General features: G+C 41.8%; 23 protein-coding genes and 2 tRNA genes. 3 read left to right on the plus strand and 22 right to left on the minus strand.

Annotation, left to right across the window (positions count from 1 at the left end):
- Positions 1-185 (plus strand): hypothetical protein (locus ACQKEV_RS16830; RefSeq protein WP_427448049.1); only part of this gene is annotated, 185 nt, incomplete at its 5' end.
- Between the two features lie 79 nt (positions 186-264).
- Here the strand turns inward: ACQKEV_RS16830 and lysS are convergent.
- The 17 genes from lysS to ACQKEV_RS16915 form a co-directional block, all read right to left on the minus strand.
- Positions 265-1,755 (minus strand): lysine--tRNA ligase, encoded by a 1,491-nt coding sequence (gene lysS / locus ACQKEV_RS16835; RefSeq protein WP_427448047.1) that lies wholly within the window; start codon positions 1,753-1,755, stop codon positions 265-267.
- Between the two features lie 193 nt (positions 1,756-1,948).
- Positions 1,949-2,974 carry a tRNA dihydrouridine synthase DusB gene (gene dusB, locus ACQKEV_RS16840; protein WP_427448045.1) on the minus strand — a complete coding sequence of 342 codons (1,026 nt, stop codon included), beginning with the start codon at positions 2,972-2,974 and terminating at the stop codon, positions 1,949-1,951.
- Positions 2,975-2,991: 17 nt separating this feature from the next.
- Positions 2,992-3,204 carry a helix-turn-helix domain-containing protein gene (locus ACQKEV_RS16845; RefSeq protein WP_269927593.1) on the minus strand — a complete coding sequence of 71 codons (213 nt, stop codon included), beginning with the start codon at positions 3,202-3,204 and terminating at the stop codon, positions 2,992-2,994.
- Positions 3,156-3,674, minus strand: coding sequence for a 2-amino-4-hydroxy-6-hydroxymethyldihydropteridine diphosphokinase (folK, locus tag ACQKEV_RS16850; protein ID WP_427448044.1), 519 nt, complete (start codon positions 3,672-3,674; stop codon positions 3,156-3,158). Before folK ends, ACQKEV_RS16845 begins: the two co-directional genes overlap by 49 nt.
- Positions 3,671-4,039 carry a dihydroneopterin aldolase gene (gene folB / locus ACQKEV_RS16855; RefSeq protein ID WP_427448042.1) on the minus strand — a complete coding sequence of 123 codons (369 nt, stop codon included), beginning with the start codon at positions 4,037-4,039 and terminating at the stop codon, positions 3,671-3,673. Before folB ends, folK begins: the two co-directional genes overlap by 4 nt.
- A gap of 14 nt (positions 4,040-4,053) precedes the next feature.
- Entirely contained in the window at positions 4,054-4,905 is an 852-nt protein-coding gene (gene folP / locus ACQKEV_RS16860) for a dihydropteroate synthase (RefSeq protein ID WP_427448040.1), read from the minus strand.
- Positions 4,902-5,759, minus strand: coding sequence for an aminodeoxychorismate lyase (gene pabC, locus ACQKEV_RS16865; RefSeq protein ID WP_427448052.1), 858 nt, complete (start codon positions 5,757-5,759; stop codon positions 4,902-4,904). Before pabC ends, folP begins: the two co-directional genes overlap by 4 nt.
- Entirely contained in the window at positions 5,759-6,352 is a 594-nt protein-coding gene (gene pabA / locus ACQKEV_RS16870) for an aminodeoxychorismate/anthranilate synthase component II (RefSeq protein WP_427448038.1), read from the minus strand. Before pabA ends, pabC begins: the two co-directional genes overlap by 1 nt.
- On the minus strand, positions 6,349-7,767 hold the full coding sequence (locus ACQKEV_RS16875) for an anthranilate synthase component I family protein (RefSeq protein WP_427448036.1): 1,419 nt from the start codon (positions 7,765-7,767) through the stop codon (positions 6,349-6,351). Before ACQKEV_RS16875 ends, pabA begins: the two co-directional genes overlap by 4 nt.
- 103 nt (positions 7,768-7,870) lie before the next feature.
- Positions 7,871-8,800 carry a cysteine synthase A gene (cysK, locus tag ACQKEV_RS16880; RefSeq protein WP_427448035.1) on the minus strand — a complete coding sequence of 310 codons (930 nt, stop codon included), beginning with the start codon at positions 8,798-8,800 and terminating at the stop codon, positions 7,871-7,873.
- Positions 8,801-8,923: 123 nt separating this feature from the next.
- On the minus strand, positions 8,924-9,862 hold the full coding sequence (locus ACQKEV_RS16885; RefSeq protein WP_427448034.1) for a peptidyl-prolyl cis-trans isomerase: 939 nt from the start codon (positions 9,860-9,862) through the stop codon (positions 8,924-8,926).
- Positions 9,846-10,727, minus strand: coding sequence for an Hsp33 family molecular chaperone HslO (gene hslO, locus ACQKEV_RS16890; protein ID WP_427448033.1), 882 nt, complete (start codon positions 10,725-10,727; stop codon positions 9,846-9,848). Before hslO ends, ACQKEV_RS16885 begins: the two co-directional genes overlap by 17 nt.
- Positions 10,728-10,743: 16 nt before the next feature.
- Positions 10,744-11,508 carry a type III pantothenate kinase gene (locus ACQKEV_RS16895; RefSeq protein ID WP_427448032.1) on the minus strand — a complete coding sequence of 255 codons (765 nt, stop codon included), beginning with the start codon at positions 11,506-11,508 and terminating at the stop codon, positions 10,744-10,746.
- 189 nt (positions 11,509-11,697) lie between these two features.
- On the minus strand, positions 11,698-13,704 hold the full coding sequence (ftsH, locus tag ACQKEV_RS16900; protein WP_427448031.1) for an ATP-dependent zinc metalloprotease FtsH: 2,007 nt from the start codon (positions 13,702-13,704) through the stop codon (positions 11,698-11,700).
- A gap of 130 nt (positions 13,705-13,834) precedes the next feature.
- Positions 13,835-14,377, minus strand: a complete 543-nt coding sequence (gene hpt / locus ACQKEV_RS16905) for a hypoxanthine phosphoribosyltransferase (protein WP_269927581.1) — start codon at positions 14,375-14,377, stop codon at positions 13,835-13,837.
- Positions 14,378-14,390: 13 nt separating this feature from the next.
- Positions 14,391-15,785: a tRNA lysidine(34) synthetase TilS gene (gene tilS / locus ACQKEV_RS16910; protein ID WP_427448030.1), complete on the minus strand. Its 1,395-nt coding sequence runs from the start codon at positions 15,783-15,785 to the stop codon at positions 14,391-14,393.
- 26 nt (positions 15,786-15,811) lie between these two features.
- Positions 15,812-18,229 (minus strand): SpoIIE family protein phosphatase, encoded by a 2,418-nt coding sequence (locus tag ACQKEV_RS16915; protein ID WP_427457989.1) that lies wholly within the window; start codon positions 18,227-18,229, stop codon positions 15,812-15,814.
- Between the two features lie 185 nt (positions 18,230-18,414).
- On the opposite strand from ACQKEV_RS16915, the gene ACQKEV_RS16920 reads away from it, so the two are divergent.
- A tRNA-Met gene (locus ACQKEV_RS16920) sits at positions 18,415-18,488 on the plus strand.
- 130 nt (positions 18,489-18,618) lie between these two features.
- A tRNA-Glu gene (locus ACQKEV_RS16925) sits at positions 18,619-18,690 on the plus strand.
- A gap of 87 nt (positions 18,691-18,777) precedes the next feature.
- Here ACQKEV_RS16925 and ACQKEV_RS16930 read toward each other — a convergent pair.
- The 5 genes from ACQKEV_RS16930 to yabP all read right to left on the minus strand — a co-directional run bounded on the left by ACQKEV_RS16930 (position 18,778) and on the right by yabP (position 21,190).
- Positions 18,778-19,236 carry a DinB family protein gene (locus ACQKEV_RS16930; RefSeq protein ID WP_427448027.1) on the minus strand — a complete coding sequence of 153 codons (459 nt, stop codon included), beginning with the start codon at positions 19,234-19,236 and terminating at the stop codon, positions 18,778-18,780.
- Between the two features lie 134 nt (positions 19,237-19,370).
- On the minus strand, positions 19,371-19,793 hold the full coding sequence (locus ACQKEV_RS16935; protein ID WP_269927577.1) for a S1 domain-containing RNA-binding protein: 423 nt from the start codon (positions 19,791-19,793) through the stop codon (positions 19,371-19,373).
- A gap of 125 nt (positions 19,794-19,918) precedes the next feature.
- Positions 19,919-20,332 carry an FtsB family cell division protein gene (locus ACQKEV_RS16940; protein ID WP_427448051.1) on the minus strand — a complete coding sequence of 138 codons (414 nt, stop codon included), beginning with the start codon at positions 20,330-20,332 and terminating at the stop codon, positions 19,919-19,921.
- Positions 20,333-20,408: 76 nt separating this feature from the next.
- Entirely contained in the window at positions 20,409-20,894 is a 486-nt protein-coding gene (gene yabQ, locus ACQKEV_RS16945) for a spore cortex biosynthesis protein YabQ (protein WP_427448025.1), read from the minus strand.
- The gene (yabP, locus tag ACQKEV_RS16950) at positions 20,891-21,190 is read right to left on the minus strand and encodes a sporulation protein YabP (RefSeq protein ID WP_269927575.1); all 300 of its coding nucleotides are present in this window, start codon (positions 21,188-21,190) and stop codon (positions 20,891-20,893) included. Before yabP ends, yabQ begins: the two co-directional genes overlap by 4 nt.
- Positions 21,191-21,224: the final 34 nt, after the last annotated feature.

Here is a 21,224-nt window from a genome sequence, read left to right on the forward strand (position 1 = left end):
TTTTCAAGGTTCATTTCGTTGGTCACTCTCGCGACAGCAACTTTTATATCTTAGCAAATCCAGTTTGTCATGTCAACAAAAAGTTTTGCTTTTTCATTTTTGTTTGCCGCTTGTTTTGGCGACTTGATTACTATACCACCATCCAAAAGACCGCACAAGTCTTTTTAAAATTAAAAGATTATTAAAATAATAGACGCTAAATTCGTCCTTAAAAACAGAAAAAGAAGCCAGGTCGAAACCCGGCTTCTTTCATATAAGAATTGTTTAGTCACGGTGACGCATTTGTGGGAATAACAGTACGTCGCGAATCGAAGGAGAATTCGTTAATAACATAATTAAACGGTCAATTCCAATTCCCAGTCCACCTGTTGGCGGCATTCCGTATTCTAATGCTTCGATAAAGTCGTCATCCATTTCATGCGCTTCATCATTACCCGCTTCTTTTTCAACAAGTTGCGCTTCAAAGCGTTCGCGTTGATCGATTGGGTCATTTAGTTCTGTGAAGGCATTTGCATGTTCACGACGAACAATGAATAATTCGAAGCGATCTGTGAAACGACCATCTTCAGGGTTTTTCTTCGCTAAAGGCGAGATTTCCACCGGGTGTCCATAAATGAATGTAGGTTGAACTAATGATTCTTCTACTTTTTGTTCGAAGAACTCGTTAAGGACATGCCCTACTTCCATAGAAGGTTTTACATCTACGCCATGCTCTTTAGCCAAAGCGTGCGCTTGTTCTTTTGTCATCTCTGCCCAGAAGTCTACTCCAGTAGCTTCTTTGACTGCATCTGCCATGTGCAGACGTTTCCAGCCTGGAGATAAATCGATTTCATCTTCTCCATACATCACTTTCGTTGTTCCAAGGACATCTTGCGCCACATGTGCGATTACATTTTCAGTTAACTCCATGATGTCGCGGTAATCAGCGTATGCTTCATATAGTTCTAGCATAGTAAACTCAGGGTTGTGTCTAGTCGAGATTCCTTCGTTACGGAATACACGTCCGATTTCATACACTTTTTCAAGTCCACCAACGATTAAACGTTTTAAGTGAAGCTCGATTGCAATACGCATATATAAAGTCATATCCAAAGCATTGTGGTGCGTAATGAACGGGCGAGCAGCAGCTCCACCGGCAATTGCATGCATAAGTGGCGTTTCAACTTCAAGGAAACCTTGGCCATCTAAATAACGACGCATTGATTGAATAATACGGCTACGTGTAATGAATGTATGTTTGCTATCTTGGCTTGTAATCAAATCTAAGTAACGCTGACGGTATCGTTGTTCCACGTCTTTTAAGCCATGGAATTTTTCAGGCATTGGACGAAGGGCTTTCGTTAAGAATGTAAACTCAGTCGCTTTAACCGAAAGTTCTCCAACTTGTGTACGGAAAACCGTACCACGAACACCTACGATATCCCCTAGGTCAGCAGTCGTGAACAAATGGTAAGCTTCTTCACCGATTGCATCTTTGCGTACATAAATTTGAATTTGACCGTCGAAGTCTTGAAGGTGAGCAAATCCAGCTTTCCCTTTTCCGCGCTTCGTCATGATTCTTCCAGCAATCGTTACTTCTTTTGGTTCTTCATCTAATTGTTCTTTTGAAAATTGATCAAATTCCGTACGAATTCCTTCAGATAAATGTGAACGTACGAAACGTCCGCCAAATGGATCAAGTCCACTTTCACTTATAGAAGTCATCTTTTGGCGTCTCACCAAAAGTTGATCGTTTAATTCATCTAAATGAGACATGTTCATTTCACTCCCTTTTCTTTTAATAGCTCCGTTTAGCCATTCATAATGAACCTATTGTACACAATTTCACAAAGGTCTTCACGTCTTTATCGATTTTTCGAAGAAATCCTTTTGAATTTCCATAATTCTGATAAATAGCTTCTATATATAAAAGAGCTATCACCTAAAGTGACAGCTCTACTTACCTGTATTACATAACGCTTGTTTCAAGTTCGCGACCTAAAGCCATTTGCTCGTCTGCAAAGTTATTGATCAATGCACGCAATTCTTGTGCGGACTCCGTTTGGTTAATTAAGTTACGGACTTGTCCGTTTCCACGAATGCCCTTTAAGTACCATGAAGCATGTTTACGCATTTCTCGAACGGCAACATGTTCACCTTTAAGTGCCATTAATCGTTCGAAGTGAAGTAAACATACATCCATTTTCTCACGAACAGATGGTTCTGGTTTCAATTCGCCAGACTCCAAATATTCAACCGTGCGGTAAATCATCCAAGGGTCACCTAACGCTGCACGACCAATCATAACGCCATCAACACCAGTTTCCTCAAGCATACGCTTCGCATCTTGTGGAGTTTCAACGTCTCCGTTACCGATAACCGGTATATTGACGTTTTCTTTCACTTGGCGAATGATATCCCAGTCTGCATGACCTTCATACATTTGCACACGAGTACGTCCGTGAACAGCTACCGCCGATCCACCCGCACGTTCAACTGCTTGTGCGTTTTGAACAGCATATAAATGATCTAAATCCCAGCCAGTACGCATTTTAACACTCACGGGTTTCTTCACATTATCTACAACTGCCGCAACCATTTCGTAAATCTTTTCCGGGTCAAGCAATAGCTTAGCGCCTGCTTCACATTTAATGATTTTCGAAACGGGGCAACCCATATTGATATCGATAATATCAGCTGTTGTGTTTTGATCTACATATTTAGCAGCTTCAACAAGTGTTTCCTTGTCGCCACCAAAAATCTGCAATGACAACGGGTTTTCTCTGCCATCAATGTATAGCATGTTCATTGTCTTTTCGTTCTTTTGGACAATCCCCTTATCACTGATCATCTCAGCATAAACAAGTCCCGCTCCAAATTCTTTAACAGTCAATCGAAAAGCCGAGTTACAAATACCAGCCATTGGCGCTAATACTACACGGTTATCCAATACGTGTTTACCAATTTGAAATGGCTTATCGCTCATTCTAGTCATTGTTCATCCTCCTTTCCTTATGAATTTGTTTCACCCATTAACTCTTCTACCTCTATATTCAGCACGGATGCCATTGTATCTAGTTGTTGTTGTGTTGGTACTCGAGTTCCACGCTCGATTTGCCCTAAGATCGATGTCGACATTCCAATTTGTTTGGCAAAGTCGAGTTGCTTCATCGCTTTTAGTTTTCTAAACGCACGAATGCGTCTACCCCATCGATTGTTTTCCATACGTGAACGCCTTCTTTCTGTCCTTCTGCATACTCGCGAAAAGACACACCCGTTACTGGATGTATGCCTTCAGGCAATAATTCCATTAACGGAACGAGAACAAACCCTCGCTCATGCATTCGCGGATGAGGAACAGTCAATTTCTCTGACACTATATTTTCATCATTATAGAGTAAAATGTCAAGGTCTATGCTTCTTGGTCCCCAGCGAAATTCACGAATCCGTCCTAGAGTCTGTTCGGTTTCTAGGCAAACGAAAAGGATTCTATCTGCAGGTAAATGACTTTTAATCTCAACGACAATATTTAAAAAAGACGCTTGCTCAGTATAACCAACTGGGTCCGTCTCATAAACCGAGGATATCGCAGTGACCTCAATGTTTTCCTGTTCTCGGAGCATTCGCACGGCATCTTGCAACATCTCAAAACGATTACCTAGATTTGACCCTAACGAAAGATAAGCCGTATTCATACATATGTACCTCTTGTAATTTCCACAGCCACTGAACGATAATGACCAGGAATCGGAGGGTCAGGTTTAATCACCAACACTTTGCAGCCTTTAACAATCCCTTTAAACTTCGTTAAAATCTCGGTTGCGATTCGCTCTGCGACAGATTCAACAAGCTTCGCGGGTTCACCTTCAACAATCTTTTGGCATACGAAGAATGCTTCTGCGTAGTTAACCGTTTTCTCAAGATTGTCAGTTTGCCCCGCTTCCTGCAAGTCGACAGCAAGTGAAAGCGTTACACGGAATCGTTGGCCGAGTTTCGTTTCTTCAGCAAACACCCCGTGGTAGCCCCAAAATTCCATTTCATTCACATGAATATAATCCATTTCATTCGCCCCTCTTAACGTTCTATATATGGTGTTTTACCTGTCAGTACATCCATCATCCTTACAGTGCGAACGATTTCTTTTACGTCATGCACTCGCATGATATGACATCCCTGCATAATGCCGAAAGATACAGTCGCTGCTGTTCCTTCCAGACGTTCTTCCACGGGCAGATTTAAAATATTGCCTATCATTGACTTACGGGATGTGCCAAGCAATACCGGATAGCCCATTTCCATTACTTCTTCTAAATGACGCATCATCCAAATATTTTGTTCAGTTGTTTTCCCAAACCCAATGCCGGGATCTAACCAAATTTGTTCATCAGGAACACCAGCATCTTTAGCGATTTGAACACTTTCTTCCAATTCCTTGCATACGTCTGGAATGAAATTTGCGTATTCCGTGTTATCGCGATTGTGCATCAATATAATCGGCACTCCGAGTCTTGCCGCTACTTCTGCAATTGCAGGTTCACGCTTCGCCCCCCACACATCATTGATAATATGAGCACCCGCAAGGATGGCGGCTTCTGCCACTTTTGCTTTATACGTATCAATCGAAATGGCCACATCCACTTCGCGAACTAGCGCTTCGATAACAGGAATAACACGTGACATTTCTTCTTCTTCACTTACAGCAGCGTGGCCAGGTCGCGTGGATTCACCACCGACATCAATTATTTTCGCTCCGTCAGCCACCATTTTTTTTGCATGAACGACCGCTTCTTCGACTGCATTAAAACGTCCACCATCCGAAAATGAGTCTGGTGTTGCATTTAGTATTCCCATAACAATGGTTTCTTTATGAAAATCAAAAACCGTCCCTTTCACTTCGAACGGTTTTGAGTAGTGTTTTAAATTCACTGTAATCGCTCCTTAATTAGCTGTTCCACTTGCTTTACGTATAGTCCGTGTAACTGCGAATAGATGAAACCGTCCTTGCCAGCAAAATTAATCGGTCCAAGCTTTCGAATGGGCACTAATTCTTGTACCGCATTCGAGACAAATACTTCACTGGCCATTTCGAGCCTATCCGGCGCAAATAAGTCTTCAACTACATGGAGACCAAGTTTCTTTGCTTCGCTGATGATCCAGTCACGCGTAATTCCCGCTAATATGCCCGTTTTAAGCGAAGGGGTATATAATACTTCTTCACTAACCCAGAAAATATTGGAGGTAATACCTTCAGCAACATGTCCGTCTTCTGTCAAAAAGAACCCTTCCTGCTCTGCAAGTGAAGGAAGTTCCAATCTGGCACGGACGTTGTTGGCATAATGATGTGATTTGTAGCGAATGCCGCTTTCGGGTGTATTACGACGTGTCTCCAACCAAACCGCGGATTTTTCTTTTCCTCGTGTCATTGGCGGGAGCGATTTTCTAAATAAAATCACGGTCGGTTTTTTATAGACGTCTGGCGCTAAGCCGATATCATGAACCCCAGCAGATACGTTCAATCGAAAGTAGCCATCTTCTCCGCCACTGCGTTCATTTAATTGGTGAATGACCGCCATCAACGAGACTGAATCTAATTCGACTTCGATTCGAAATTCATTGAGCGCCTGTTTCAATCGATTCAAATGTTCTTTAAGTAGAAATGGTTGTCCCGCATACGTACGGAATGTTTCAAAAAAGCCCAAGCCGTAAAGAAAGCCATGGTCAAAAGGAGAAATGCGCAGCTCATCCGCTTTTACAAATTCCCCGTTCATCCAAGCCCACACTATGCTTCCTGCTTCTTTGCCGAATGGCAATACGTCTGAATGAAATTACGAAGCAACTGTTTTCCAGCTTCCGTCATGATGGACTCTGGATGGTACTGAACACCTTCAATTGCATAGTCGCGATGACGAAGTCCCATAATCTCACCCTCTGCAGTCCAGGAAGTCACTTCTAGACAATCTGGAAGTGATTCTTTTTCGACGATTAAGGAATGATAGCGCGTCGCTGTAAATGGATTTGGCATGTCTGTGTTTACTCCTTTTCCATCGTGATGAACTGGAGACGTTTTGCCGTGCATCAACCGTTCCGCACGAATGACATTCCCGCCGAATGCTTGTCCAATCGATTGATGACCGAGACAAACGCCGAATATCGGGATTTTACCAGCGAAATGAGTAATGACTTCTAGACTGACGCCAGCATCATTTGGTGTACAAGGTCCGGGAGAAACAACAATCATTTCAGGGTTTAACAACTCGATGTCTGCCATTGTCAGTTCGTCATTTCGTTTAACAAGTAATTCTTCGCCAAGTTCTCCGAAATATTGAACCAAGTTATAAGTGAATGAATCGTAGTTATCAATCATTAAAATCATTTATTGCCCACTCCTTCCGCCATTGCTTTTGCTTGCCAAAGCGCTTTTGCTTTATTTAACGATTCGATATATTCATTTTCAGGACTGGAATCAATGACAATGCCCGCTCCTGCCTGAATATGTGCCATGCCATCCTGTACAAATGCTGTACGAATAACAATATTGAATTCAAGATCTCCTGTGTATCCAAGCCAACCAATAGACCCTGTATATAAACCACGTCTTACCGGTTCAAGTTCTTCAATGATTTCCATTGTACGGATTTTTGGTGCACCCGTGATGGTACCTCCTGGGAACACAGCTCGGATCACTTCCGCATTAGAAGTGTTTGCAGCAAGCGTCCCTCGTACATTCGAGACAATATGCATGACATGCGAATATTTTTCGATGACCATAAACTCGTTTACTTCGACAGAACCATACGCAGAAACCCGACCTAAATCATTACGCTCCAAATCAACGAGCATCACGTGTTCAGCACGTTCTTTTTCATTATCGATTAATTCTTTTGCAAGAAGCTCATCTTCTTCTTCGTTCTTCCCACGTGGGCGTGTTCCAGCAATCGGTCGTGTCGATACCTCGTCCCCTTTTTTCTTCACAAGCAATTCCGGAGATCCTGATACGACTGCAAATTCAGGTGATTGAATAAACGCCATGTATGGTGAAGGATTGAAAGAACGCAATGCCTCGTAGTATGTTACCGGTGAAACAGACAAGACTTTCGACTGGCGCACAGATAAGTTGACTTGGAATACATCCCCTTGGCCAATATACGTTTGAATGCGACGCACCGCTTCTTCGAATGCTGGTCCAGTCATCGAGACATGCAGTTCGTTGTGATCTTCCAATACTTCAGTTGCCACTCCTGGTGAAAATACTCTGGAAGCAACACCTCTTTTAGCTGCTTCCATCCACTTGTCACTTTCAGCTTGCAAATCGACTGAAGCTGTTGAGATGTGCATGATATGTACGAGTTCCTTTTCAATATCCAATACCGCCCATTGGTCGAGTAAATAAAAGTACAAATCTGGAATATGCAAATCATCCTCTGCCTCATTTGGCAGCGCTTCAATTTGGCGCGCATAATCGTACGTAATGAATCCCGCTGCGCCACCTTGGAAATCCGGCAACTCCGAGATATGTTGGAACTGATATTCTGCTACCAACTCTTCGACCAACTGTAATGCCTCTCCCTGTCTTTCTTCCACTTTTCCTTCGCGCCACTCAATACGCAATCCATCTTTCGTTGATTCAACGACTGCAAGTGGGTTCCAGGACGCTACACTATAGTTACCCCCTCGACCACTTTCCATCAAAATGTGGTGAGATTCATGTTGCGTCAAATATTTATAAGCATAATAAAATTCATCTTTATTTAAAGAAATTGTCGTTGTATGTAATTGAACATCACGCATGTTCGGTCTCCCCCTGAAAAAACAATTATCGCTTTCATCTTATCGTGAATGACCTATTGAAAGCCACAAAAAAGAGAGAACGTCTCCGCTCTCTCTACTTCCCTTATTGTTGATCATCAAATTGGTACAATGGTGTACTTAAATAACGTTCCCCGTTCGAAGGAAGGATTGCTAAAACTTTTTTGCCTTTTCCTAGTTTGCGTGCTACTTCGAGAGCAGCATATACAGCAGCTCCTGACGAAACTCCACCTAGAATGCCTTCTTCACGTGCCACTTTTCGGGCAGTTTCATATGCATCTTCGTTTGAGACTTGAATGATGGAATCGTAAATCTCCGTATTCAACACTTCAGGAACAAAACCTGCGCCAATTCCTTGTATTTTATGAGGTCCTGGTTGACCACCCGATAAAATAGCGGAATCTTTTGGCTCAACTGCTACAATTTCAATGCCCGGGAAGTTCTTTTTCAATACTTCGCCAGCACCCGTAATCGTTCCGCCAGTTCCTATACCAGAAATGAACGCATCCAGTTGATCCATTGCTTCCACAATTTCCGGTCCTGTTGTTAGACGGTGCACTTCCGGGTTTGCAAAGTTATTAAATTGTTGTGGCATAAACCAGCCTTTTTCTTCAGCAAGTTCCGTTGCTTTTGCAATCGCACCTTTCATTCCGTCAGGCCCTGGAGTCAGCACCAAGTCTGCTCCATACGCACGCAATAAATTACGTCGCTCCAAACTCATCGTTTCAGGCATAACAAGCACAGATTTGTAGCCTTTTGCCGCCGCAATCATCGCTAGCCCGATTCCCGTGTTACCACTTGTCGGTTCGATAATGGTATCACCTTGCTTTAACTTTCCATCACGCTCAGCAGCTTCTATCATCGCAAGTGCAATACGGTCTTTTACACTACTGCCAGGGTTGAAGAATTCCAACTTTAAGTAGACCTCTGCATCTTCAGGTCCTGTTAAACGATTTAATTTTACAATCGGGGTTTTACCTACTAAATCCGCTACCGAATTTCCTACACGCGTCATTTTCTCACTCCTAATCCCTAGTATTTCAATTGGTTTTTGTTTCCTTAATTCTACCAATTTTTCTGACACTTCGCAAACGAAAAGCAGCCCCCTGAACGAATCAGAAAACTGCTTAAGTATATGTTATTCTCCATAAAACCATTCGGTGTCAAATTCTTTCCAAAAAGCTTCAGGTGAGACAGATTGAGGCAATTGCTCCAATGCTAGCTCTCTCTTAATCTGATTTTTTACATCGTCATATGAAAAAGCTTGTCCTTCTGCGATATCTTGTACATATACAATACCGTATCTCCCATCAGAGAGCGGAACAGGATCACTATATTGATCTATTTCTAGTTTACTAACTGCCGCCACAACGGAAGAATCCACATTTTCCTGACCTTTCGAAATAAAACCAATATCCCCACCAAGACTGGCAGAAGATACATCAACTGAACGCTCTCGAGCTAATACATCAAAAGATGAGCCATTTTTAAGTTCTTTTACCGTTTCCTGTGCATCTGATTCGGACTTTAAAACGATTAAACTGGTCCGATAAGTCGTCGGAATATTATACAGAGATTGATTTTCATCATAGAACGTTTGAATTTGTTTATCTTCAATGACCACATCTTTTGTTAACACTTTATCTAAAATTAATTGTGCACGCATTTTTTGTCGTTGCATTTCACCATTAAGCGAATGGACTTGTGAGTTCGTACTATCTTGAGCAGAACGAATCAAAGCAATTTCCAGATCAATTTCTTTATCCGTTACTTCAATATCGTATTTCTCAGCTGCCGCTTCCATCACTTCTCCATTTACCAGTTCAAGAAGCGTCTCTTTTCCGTACTGTTCTTCCATCGCTACCATCCAGTCTTCACGGGTAATTTCTTCCCCACCAACCGAGGCGACTTTTTCACCACCGCCACTCGGTCCATTGGGAATTAACCATGCGATGAACCACAAAATGTTACCAAGCAATAATAGACCCAATACTATAAGCACTGGTTTTGTTTTCAATTTCCTCTGAGTAGGTCGACCATCAATCGGACGACGATCTTTATTATGATTTAATCTCATCGATTAAAGATTCCAGTTCTTCTTGTGAATAGTGATAATTTTCCATACAGAAATGACATTGCGCTTCTGCACTTCCGTCTTCTTCAATCATTTCTCGAATTTCAGATTCACCCAACCCTAAAATGGCTGTGCCGAAACGCTCTTTTGAACAGTTACATTCAAATGAAACAGGCATTTGGTCAAGAATTTGAACATTTTCTGTACCGAGTATCTCTTGTAAAAGCTCTTCAGGAGACAACCCTCTTGCGATTAATTTCGAAACGGGCTCCATCGAACTCAATTTTTCTTCAATAATTGTAATCGTTTCATCTTCAATACCAGGCATCAACTGAATAATAAACCCACCAGCAGCCAGAATCGTATTATCTGGATTCACCAGTACGCCCAATCCAACAGATGAAGGAACTTGTTCAGACGCTGCAAAGTAATACGTGAAATCTTCGCCTAATTCACCTGACACAATGGGTACTGAACCCGTAAAGAAATCACGAAGTCCAAGATCTTTTACAATCGTCAACATACCGTCTGTACCAACCGCACGGCGAACATCAAGTTTTCCATGTTCATTTAAATCAAAGTGAGTTTGCGGATTCGATGCATATCCACGGACTTCCCCTTTTGAATTGCTATCTACAATAATGGCACCAATCGGGCCTTTTCCTTCTACTTTTACCGTTAGCTTATCTTCACCTTTAAGCATGGCACCCATCATGACACCAGCCGTCATTGTTCTACCGAGGGCAGCAGATGCAGTCGGCCATGTTCCGTGGCGTTGTTGCGCCTCTCCTACTGTATCGGTTGTGCGCACAGAAAATGCGCGTACTTTTCCATCAAATGCTAATGCTCTTACTAAATAATCACTCATTGTACTTCCTCTTTTCTTATTGATTACGTTCGTATATTAAGTGCAAACCTTTTAACGTCAAATAAGGATCAATCATGTCAATCACAGTTGATTCCTGTGCGATTAAATTAGCCATACCACCAGTCGCGATAACAGTGGGTTCTAATTTACTTTGTGCTTTCATGCGGTTTACAATACCTTCAACTTGTCCCACATAGCCATAAACAATACCAGCTTGCATCGCTGAAATTGTGTTTTTTCCGACGACATTATCTGGTTGTGTCAATTCAATCCTTGGCAATTTTGATGCTCTTGCAAATAAGGCTTCGGTTGAAATCCCAATGCCAGGTGCAATGGCACCTCCCATATATTCACCTTTTTCGTTGATATAACAATAGGTAGTCGCCGTACCAAAATCCACAATAATCAGTGGTGGACCGTATTCTTCGATTGCCGCAACTGCGTTAACAATCCGGTCAGCACCTACTTCACGAGGATTCTCGTACTTAATATTTAAGCCGGTTTTTACACCTGGACCTACCACAAGCGGTTTAAGGCCAAAGTATTTTTGGCACATCCGCTCTAATGAAAACATAATGGGCGGCACAACAGAAGAAATGATAATTCCGTGAATTTGAGTGAATTCGATACCTGCATGGTTAAATAAAGCCTTCACTTGCATGCCGTACTCGTCTTCAGTCTTGTAACGATCAGTTTCCATTCGCCAATGGTGAATAAGTTGGTCATGATCATAAACACCCAGCACAATATTCGTATTTCCTGTATCTAAAACAAGTATCATTGTTGTACCTCGCATATTCCATAGTTAAGTTGTCCGTAAATGTGTCTAATTTTACTCAACATCATCTAGCGACAAGCGTCAATTCACTCTATCGCTTTTCTGTAAGTCATCATACCATAACTCAATGTGCATAAAAAAGCTGATTGACTTCCGCAGTGGGAGGTCAATCAGCTTAATTGGTTTTAGTTATTATTTACGGTCTTCTTTAATGTCTCCTGAAGGTTCAACCGTCGTTTCTTCCTTCGGTAAATCTGCAATTGATGGATCGTTAGGTGCGCCTGTAACATCTGGTGTCACTCCGTCAACCTTTGTTTCTACATCTTCTTTTTTGTCAGCAGCATCATCTTTTGAAACATCATGCGGACGAACTGGTAAAGTACCATGTTCTTTCAAGTGTAGAATTTGACCAGCATCAAGCGTTTCCACTTCAAGAAGTGTTTTCGCAATCAATTCAAGCAAGTCGCGTTTTTCCGTCAAAATTTCTTTTGTACGGGCGTACTGCTCTTTGATCATGCTTTGCATTTCTTGATCAATCTCGTAAGCAATCGCATCTGAATAGTTTTGCTCAGAATTGAAGTCACGACCTAAGAAGACGTTTCCGCCTTGCGCTTGACCAAACTGCATCGGTCCGAGTTTATCACTCATTCCGTACTCTGTTACCATGCTACGAGCGATACTCGTTGCACGTTGGAAGTCATTGTGAGCTCCTGTTGACACTTCACCGAAGACGATATCTTCAGCTACACGTCCACCAAGTAAACCTGAAATCTTATCGAGTAACTCAGGTTTTGTCATGAAGTAACGATCTTCTTTCGGCAACATCACGGCATAGCCGCCTGCTTGCCCACGAGGAACGATGGTTACTTTATGAACAATTTCAGCGTCATCCAATGTCAATCCAATAACAACGTGACCAGCTTCGTGGTAGGCCACAATATTACGTTCTTTTGCAGATATGACTTTACCGGTTTTCGCAGGACCCGCAATAACACGGTCTGTTGCTTCATCGATATCGGACATATCAATTTTTTTCTTATTGCGACGGGCAGCAACTAAAGCCGCTTCGTTTAAAAGATTTTCTAAATCAGCACCAGAGAAACCTGGTGTGCGTTGTGCGATTGCTTTTAAATCCACATGCTCATCTAAAGGCTTGTTGCGTGCATGTACTTGTAGTACCGCTTCACGACCTTTAACATCCGGGCGACCAACCGTGATTTGACGGTCAAAACGTCCTGGACGAAGAAGAGCTGGATCAAGAATATCTGGGCGGTTCGTTGCAGCCACGATAATAATACCTTCGTTTGCTCCGAAACCATCCATTTCAACTAGTAATTGGTTCAAGGTTTGTTCACGTTCATCGTGACCACCACCAAGACCTGCTCCACGTTGACGACCTACTGCATCAATCTCATCGATAAAGATGATACATGGTGCATTTTTCTTTGCATTTTCGAAAAGGTCACGAACACGAGATGCCCCGACCCCAACAAACATTTCTACAAAGTCTGAACCACTGATTGAGAAGAAAGGTACGCCTGCTTCTCCTGCAACTGCACGAGCAAGCAATGTTTTACCAGTACCTGGAGGACCTACAAGAAGAATCCCTTTAGGAATACGTGCTCCGATTACATCGAATTTGCGAGGGTCTTTCAAGAATTCAACCACTTCTACAAGTTCTTGTTTCTCTTCGTCTGCACCAGCTACGTCATTGAAACGCACTTTTTTCTTTTCATTGTCATATAATTTCGCTTTGCTTTTCCCGAAATTCATCACACGGTTACCGCCACCCTGCGCTTGGTTCAACAAGAAGAAGAACAGGATAAAGATGATAATGAATGGAATTAAGCCAGTAAAGAACTGCACCCAACCACTTGTTTCAGGTGCTTTTAAAATTTTTACGTCTTTTGTTACTGCAGCGTCAGTAATTTTCGAATAAATAGATGTCATTTCAGGAGGAATATTGGTGACGAATTCTTCACCTTCTTTATAATCCTTCATCGTGCCTCGTATTTCATAAACCCCTTGGTCTGGCTGCATGGAGAATTCTTTTACTTCTCCATTGTCTAACGCTGTTATAAACTCGCCTAAATCGATATCTTTGGTTGGGTCTTTCCCGCTGTTAAACGTACCAAAAATCCCGATAATCACGAGGAATATTAATAAATAAAATATGGTGTATCGAAATATTCGATTCATCCCAAGCCTCCTCACAAAATATACAGAAAAACTACTGATAATCTTATCATACGCAGAAAAAAGGGTACAACGATATGCCTTGCTTTTTACACGCTATTATTTAATTCATGACAGATTTTCGATTGTGCTTTTAAAATGAGTAAACTTCTTTCTTTAAAACACCTACGTAAGGCAAGTTACGATATTTCTCCATGTAGTCCAATCCGTATCCTACTACAAACGCATCCGGCACGATGAAACCGACATAATCTGCTTGTAAATCCACTTTACGGCCTGTCGGTTTGTCGAGCAATGTAACAACTTTAATTGACTTAGCTTTACGATATTTGAATAGATCTACCAAATAACTAAGTGTCAAACCGCTGTCGATAATGTCTTCCAAGATTAATACGTCACGACCTTCAACACTTGTGTTCAAGTCCTTAACGATTTTCACTTCACCCGAAGAAACAGTTGCATTTCCATAACTGGATACGTCCATGAAATCAATTTCCATATATACATCCATACGTTTCATAAGGTCCGCCATGAATGGCATTGCACCTTTTAGCACACCGATTGCAAGTGGGAATTTGTCGCTGTAATCGGCCGTTAATACTTCGCCCAATTCACGAATTTTTGTTTGTAATTGTTCTTCAGAAATCAACACTTCTTGAATATCTTTTTCTAACATAGGGGGTTCCTCCTCAAGCATAGTTGCTCTCTTTTTCAATTATGAACTTATGTGTACAACCATCATGTGGTTGTGTGGTAAAACGTGCGCCTAATCTTACACCAGGCACACCAATAATTTCTCCTTGTTGCGTAACGAGCAATCGAATGGCATCACGGGTATGTCGAGGTACCTTTTCGTCAATTAGTAGACGAGACAATCGTTTGGCCTCTTTCATTCCTTTTAACAACATCCGGTCTCCCGTCAGTCTTCCTCTCAGACGTATCGGTAGCTCGTTTGGCTCAAGTGTTACATACCACCCGGTACCAAAACAAAACGCATCATCTTTGTTACATAATTTTATCCGCAAGTCCGATCCGACAGAATGCCATTGACCATCGTCAGATATCGTTGCCGATATGGGGGCGGAAAAATGTGTTTCATCAAAAGAAAAAAGCATCGTCGAGTAGTGGCGGTACCCCTTTCTTCCTTTAGGAAGATGAACCTCACTTGAACCGTCACGTTCGAGACACTGGTTATGGATTTGATCAATAAGTGAATGACTCAACCATAATTTTTCATTTGGGTATAGATAGTTTAATAGTAGTAGAACGACTCTTTTTTGTAAAGCGAGCTCGATGTCTTGAAAACGATTTAAGTCAATTGCCAATGAATGATGGGAAGATGAAACGACAATTCCCTCATATTCTTTCACCGCAAGCTTATGCAGCAACTGTTCATCTTGTTGCTGTTGCTGTGTCCATTGGGCGATTGCTTTTGCAACATTTGGGTTTTCTTCTTGAACCAGCGGCATAATATGACGGCGGAACCGATTACGCGTGTATGTATCCTTTTGATTGCTTGAATCCTCACGGTATGTATACTGCTGTTTGTTCAAATAATGTTCAATCTGCGGTCGTGTAACTGATAACAGCGGACGAATTAACTCTCCTGTCCCAAAACTTCTTTTGACATACATACCATTCGCTCGTGTACCCCTTGTCAATCCCATAAACACCGATTCTACTTGATCGTCTGCATGATGGCCGACTACCAGCTTGTTATACCCCTTTACTTTCATCGTTTGTTCAAAAAAGTGATAACGTTCACGACGGCACACATCTTGCAAATTCCCATTTTCTCGTTGTAAAACTTCTGGTATATCCAGGTTTTTGGTATAGAACGGGATTTGTAAGCTTTGACATAATGTTTGAACAAACTGTTCATCCTCGTCTGACTCTTCAGCTCTGAGGCCATGGTTCGCATGAATACAGCCGATTTCGATATCCAAGTCATCTATTTGCTGATGTAAAAAAGTGAGGAGCGCAACTGAATCTGCGCCCCCGGAACAAGCGACAAGAAGTCGATCCCCTTCGCTTATTAATTGATGTCTCTGATTATACGTCAATACTTCATTACGAAAACCCAACTTCTTGTCACCTCCTAGCTTTTATTCTATTTTATCATTCTTTCCCGGGAAATATTTCGATAAGACGGTGAAAATAATGACCATTCTGGAACAGCATGCTTCACTTTTACAACAATTAACGTTCGATCATCTTCAGCAGCAGGATATTTGCGACTGAATTCGGCAGCCAATAAATCAGCAAGTGAACCTGTAGGTGTCGATTCATACTTTCTCATCAATCGAATCAATTCATTTTCTTGTTCTTCCAACGAGTAGTCTGGGGAGAACATGCCGTCTGACAACATGACTAAAATATCGCCGTCTTTTACAATACGCTCTTCCGCATCCACGGACATGGTCGGCAGGAACCCAATCGGTACACTTTGGCTGTCAATCTTTACGCAGTCTTTCCCTCTTAGTAAATACGTAGACATACTTCCCGCTTTAAATGACCAAAGTTTTCCTTGCTGCAAATCCAGCAACGCTAAGTCCACCGTTGCATATAGATCCGAATGGTGTTTGAGTGACATGACATAATGTAGCGTGTGCATCGCCGTTTCTGGATTCATCTGATGTTGCAAGCATTCGCGCAACAAACGAATGACTTTTCTGCTTTCGTGATACGCTTCCATGTTCTGGCCCATTCCATCCGATAATACAAATGCGACAAGCCCGCTATGCAATGGAATTACACTATGAGCATCTCCTGAGTAAACCGTATTCTGGAATGACCTTGTAAATACCCCATAATCATACGTAAATCTGACGGCAGATTGGAATGTGATTTGAAGATGAGCAAATGGATCTTGTATTTCAGTTGTACGACTAATTTCGAATGGTTCATCATATAATTCATGAAGAATAGGAATAATCAATCGTTCCCCGACCATTTGATTCGTTTCCCATTCTGCTTGTTTCACTGGCAAACAACATACAATTTTCCTGGATCCCGGTTCTTCCGATAACATATCAATTTGAAAATGCGCGATTTTTGCGTCATCCAACCGTTTAGAAATTTTCTCTTCTTCTGATTCATGGTTCGCTTCATTTAGCTGAAGATCTGCCATCAGTTCACTTACGTGCTTACTCATGTCACGCAGTTGATAGGCAAGCATTTTCTTGCCATGTGCGTAATGTCCAGCCAGTTTTTTGTTTGCGTATTCCTCTTCAAGAGCATCAATCATTCCACTTGAACGTACACATTTTTCTTGAATTCGATCATTTAACCGATAACGAACACCGGATTTTGTATGCCCACGCATCTCTTTCCATTCATCCACAATTGGGTACATGCCTTGATTTTCCGTACCCCAACATTTATCTTGCCTGAAACACGATCCACAAACTGAGTAATCGGGTGTGTGGGTTGTTGAAGCAATTTCTTTTTGCGTTGGGAAACGGTCGTTAACAAGCTGCGTAATAAACTCGACGAACTGCTGAAAATCATAAAGTTGTGTATTCACTTTATCTGTTAGCCATTGCTGTCTCTTAAATAATACGGACGAAGGTTTCGGGAACAACTGATTTTGCGCATAGCTTATCCATGAAGATGGCATGATAAAGAAAATCATCATCGCTAGAGCCAGTGAAGCAAAATAGACTTTATCAAGTGGTAGTGACGTGTCATATACAGTGAAGAAAAGAGCTGCACCTATTGATCCGATTGCCATCCACAGACGACCTTTATTTTGAAATAGCCCTGCACACAGCCCGGATAAGGCATAAACGGCAATCATGCCGCTGAATGAGAGTTGAGACAAGCTCAAGATTGTTCCCATGATTGTGGCAACAGCAGTCCCAACGAATACCCCCCCCACACTGACCGCCCCGAACAGCACAACATGAACGAGTACAAGTGGAATGGAAATGAGCCCAAATAATAAACCTCCCATTCCCGTTAGCATTAACGCGCTCACCATAACCGCTGCTCCGATGCGTTCAAACGTCCACTTGGCAGTTGTTAAAGCGTGCATCGGGACAAATAACTGGAATAAAAAGACGGTCATAATCGCGGACAAAATACTTTCATACAAAACGAGCAATGATACGGAGAGTGGAATTTCTCCTCCGTACGAGACCCATTGCCATCCGACTTGGACAAGCAAGATCACCATAGCTACCTGGAACGGAATCAACTTTTTGTTTCGAAGAACTTGACTCACCGCTTGATAACCACCGACTTGCAGGACATGGAGGACGGTTTGTCCGATACCGAGCGTCAAGCTCCCACTGAGACCCCCAATCCAAACAAACGGTAGATAACGTGGGTACCGCCTTGCCACAATGGCCCAAATGGGTAGAAAAAATGGAACGGCTGCTTCAAACAACACCGCTTTCGATAAAAAGAATGCAAAAAATAGAATAAGTACGGATAATGTGATTTTCAATTTTTTCTTTTTTATAACTTGCACCCAACGACTCCAAACAGGCATTTTCTTCACAGCATCAGTTGTCCACGATTTCATGAAACCAATCCCTTCCCCTACGATGGTTTTCATTATAGGAGATGGTTTGTTTAAAGTTTGTCTATTCATGACAGCGCGCACAAAAAACATTTCGACGAAATATCAGAAGAAACGTGATAAATTTTCAAAAGACCGCTTGACACACCCCATGTTCGCTTGTATTATTAAAAATGTTCTTTAACAAAGGCGGCCTAGCTCAGCTGGCTAGAGCGTACGGTTCATACCCGTGAGGTCGGGGGTTCGATCCCCTCGGCCGCCATAATAGAAAAGTGTAGAAGTCCACGGTAGCTCGACTCCGCCGCTGGAAGGACCGACTTGAAAACCTGTTTTCAAGTAAGGGCCTGAAGCGAAGGTGCGAGCTGGACTTCGAAACTAGACATTAACAACAAGGCCCCTTGGTCAAGCGGTTAAGACACCGCCCTTTCACGGCGGTAACACGGGTTCGAATCCCGTAGGGGTCATCCCAAAAACCCACAAGAGACATTCTCTTGTGGGTTTTTTCTTTGCACTTTTTTTAAATGGACTTTTGATTTTCCCGAATTAACCCTCTAACTACCGCGAACTTGCTCAATTTGTCGTTTATGGTGCTCATCATGTTGAGAAAAATCAGTAAAATAGCTTGTAATCGACAAAGCGTGATCTCCGATGTGGAATCCTTTATCCCATTCATTCTCATCTATGACTTGAAGACTTTGCGTGATGCGTTGACGTTCATTTTTCGCATACATAATGGTTTCTTCAAATGTTCGTTCAGCAGCACGAGTTGCAGCTTTTGCATTAAACTCATCGAACGCCGGGAAACTTTCAAGTTTCGCACCTTCTTTCATGACAGGTAGCCGTTCTTCAAATGTAAACCGATCCCATTCAGCTAAGTGCATAATAATTTCATTTGGCGACCATTTGCCGGGAGCATACGGACTCATTGCTTGTTCCTTATTCAACTCTTGCAACGAATCTAACCATGTTTGATAATTTTTATGAGTCTCCAAAATTTGTTGTTTCTTCATATCCCTCACTCCTTTCTAGATAAATTTCGCTAAACCATTTCAGGAACCCTTTTTTTGAACACAAAAAAACACCCCTGTATGACAACAGGGGTGCTATACAAAACACTTTTTCTACGATTAAAACAGCCAGCAAATTATCCTCGTTTTGCGCCGCGACCGCCACGCTTCGATTCAGTTGCACGTTTTAAAGTGGACAAACGATCTTCACTATCTTTTAAGAAACGTGCCATTTTTTGCTCAAAATTCTCTTTAAACGGACGATCTCGATCGTTTTGACGATTATTTTGACGTGGACGTTGAGGACGTTCTGGTCGCTCAGCTTGTGGCTTGGCTTTACGAATCGATAAGCCGATCTTGCCGTCAGCTTCCACATTCATCACTTTTACTTCAACCATGTCGCCGACTTTCAAATGCTCGTTGATATCTTTCACATAGTTGTCAGCGACTTCACTGATATGAACAAGACCTGTTGAGCCACCTGGTAGTTCGACGAATGCGCCGAAATTTGTGATTCCTGTTACTTTACCTTGTACCTTGCTGCCTACTTCAATTGACATAAAAAAAATGCTCCTCCTTAAAAATTAAGCCGGCTCCTTTGGAAGCCTTGTAATCGTAATAGCGGACCTGAAAATACAGGTCTCCATTCTTAATTATAGCCAACAAAAAAAGAGTGTCAATAAGACTACTCTTTTGAATCGTTGTTTTTGTCTTCATTTTCCTCTTTTTCGGGGATGGCAAAAATGATTTCGCCCTCTTCAGATAGGAAGTATTCTTTACGAGCAAGCTTTGCAATGTAGTCATCATCATTTAATTTAAGAATTTGAGAATTCAACAAATCTTGTTGATCTTTCACTTCTTCCAAAGCTTGAAGCGCTTGTTCTTTTTTCTCTTCCTTGGCAGCCAGTACATGAGATTGATTAACCATCGTATAGGTTAGCCATCCCATCACCACCACTACAAGTACTGTAAAAGCAGTTAAGCGTCTAAACAAACGGACTTTATGGGCTTTTTGACGTTTTTCGTGACGTTCAACCGAGCGGACATAATCCTTATTTATAGAAGCAATATTACGTTTTTCTTCGTTATGATTATTCACACTCAAGTTGTTCACTCCCAGCCATAATTTGTCAACCGTTTTGTAGTTGCAATTATAACCGATAACAACTGATAACTCAAGATTTTTGAGGAGTTTTTAAAGGGTTTTTTTCTATTAATAATTTTATTATTTTCTCTAATAATTTTATTATAGGTCGTATAGGAATCATTAAAATCTTAACAATGAGGAGGACAATGGAGCGAATAATCTTTATGAAAAGTTGTATAACCCACCAAATCGGATAGACGATTAATCGCATAAACACACGTCTTGCGAAAAGCATCGGCCTGCGGAACCATAACTCGTAGAGAATAATTCCAGCGATTTGAGCACACGGGTCGTATACTCGCCACGATCCATCTCTTAAATAAAATAATAAATAAAAGCTCGCGATTCCTAATCCCAACCATAAAAAAATTTCAATTACTTTTTGGTAACGCCTTAATAAAGCACGTGGACGGAGAGCCTGGCAACTGTCACGAAAACTTTCAACTAAAAAACCTGTGGCCACGCCACTGACAATCATGGCCAACAGGCTTAAAAATTGATAAGAAATCGTCATCCAAACAATTTATGCAAGAAATTACGGCTCTGTTCACGTTCTTCTTCATCGTATTGGAACGTGCGCACGTGACCTTCAAGTGTCAGTAACCCCTTGTCCACATCTAAATGAACAATGCGTAACTCTTCGCCTCTAATACTTAAATGACCTTGCGATGTACGTACAGCGAATTCTTCTTGGTCAAATCGCTCAATAGATTTGACGGATGTTAAGTCCATACGTTTGCGGTTTCGCAAATTAATTACGTGATCTCCTGATGGAATCGTGATGGATGCATGTTCGGCTTGATATTGCATAAAATTCCTCCTTTACTTGTCCAGTCCATTTACT

Origin of the sequence: Paenisporosarcina sp. NPDC076907 (assembly GCF_050269735.1) — a bacterium.
GTDB lineage: Bacteria > Bacillota > Bacilli > Bacillales_A > Planococcaceae > Paenisporosarcina.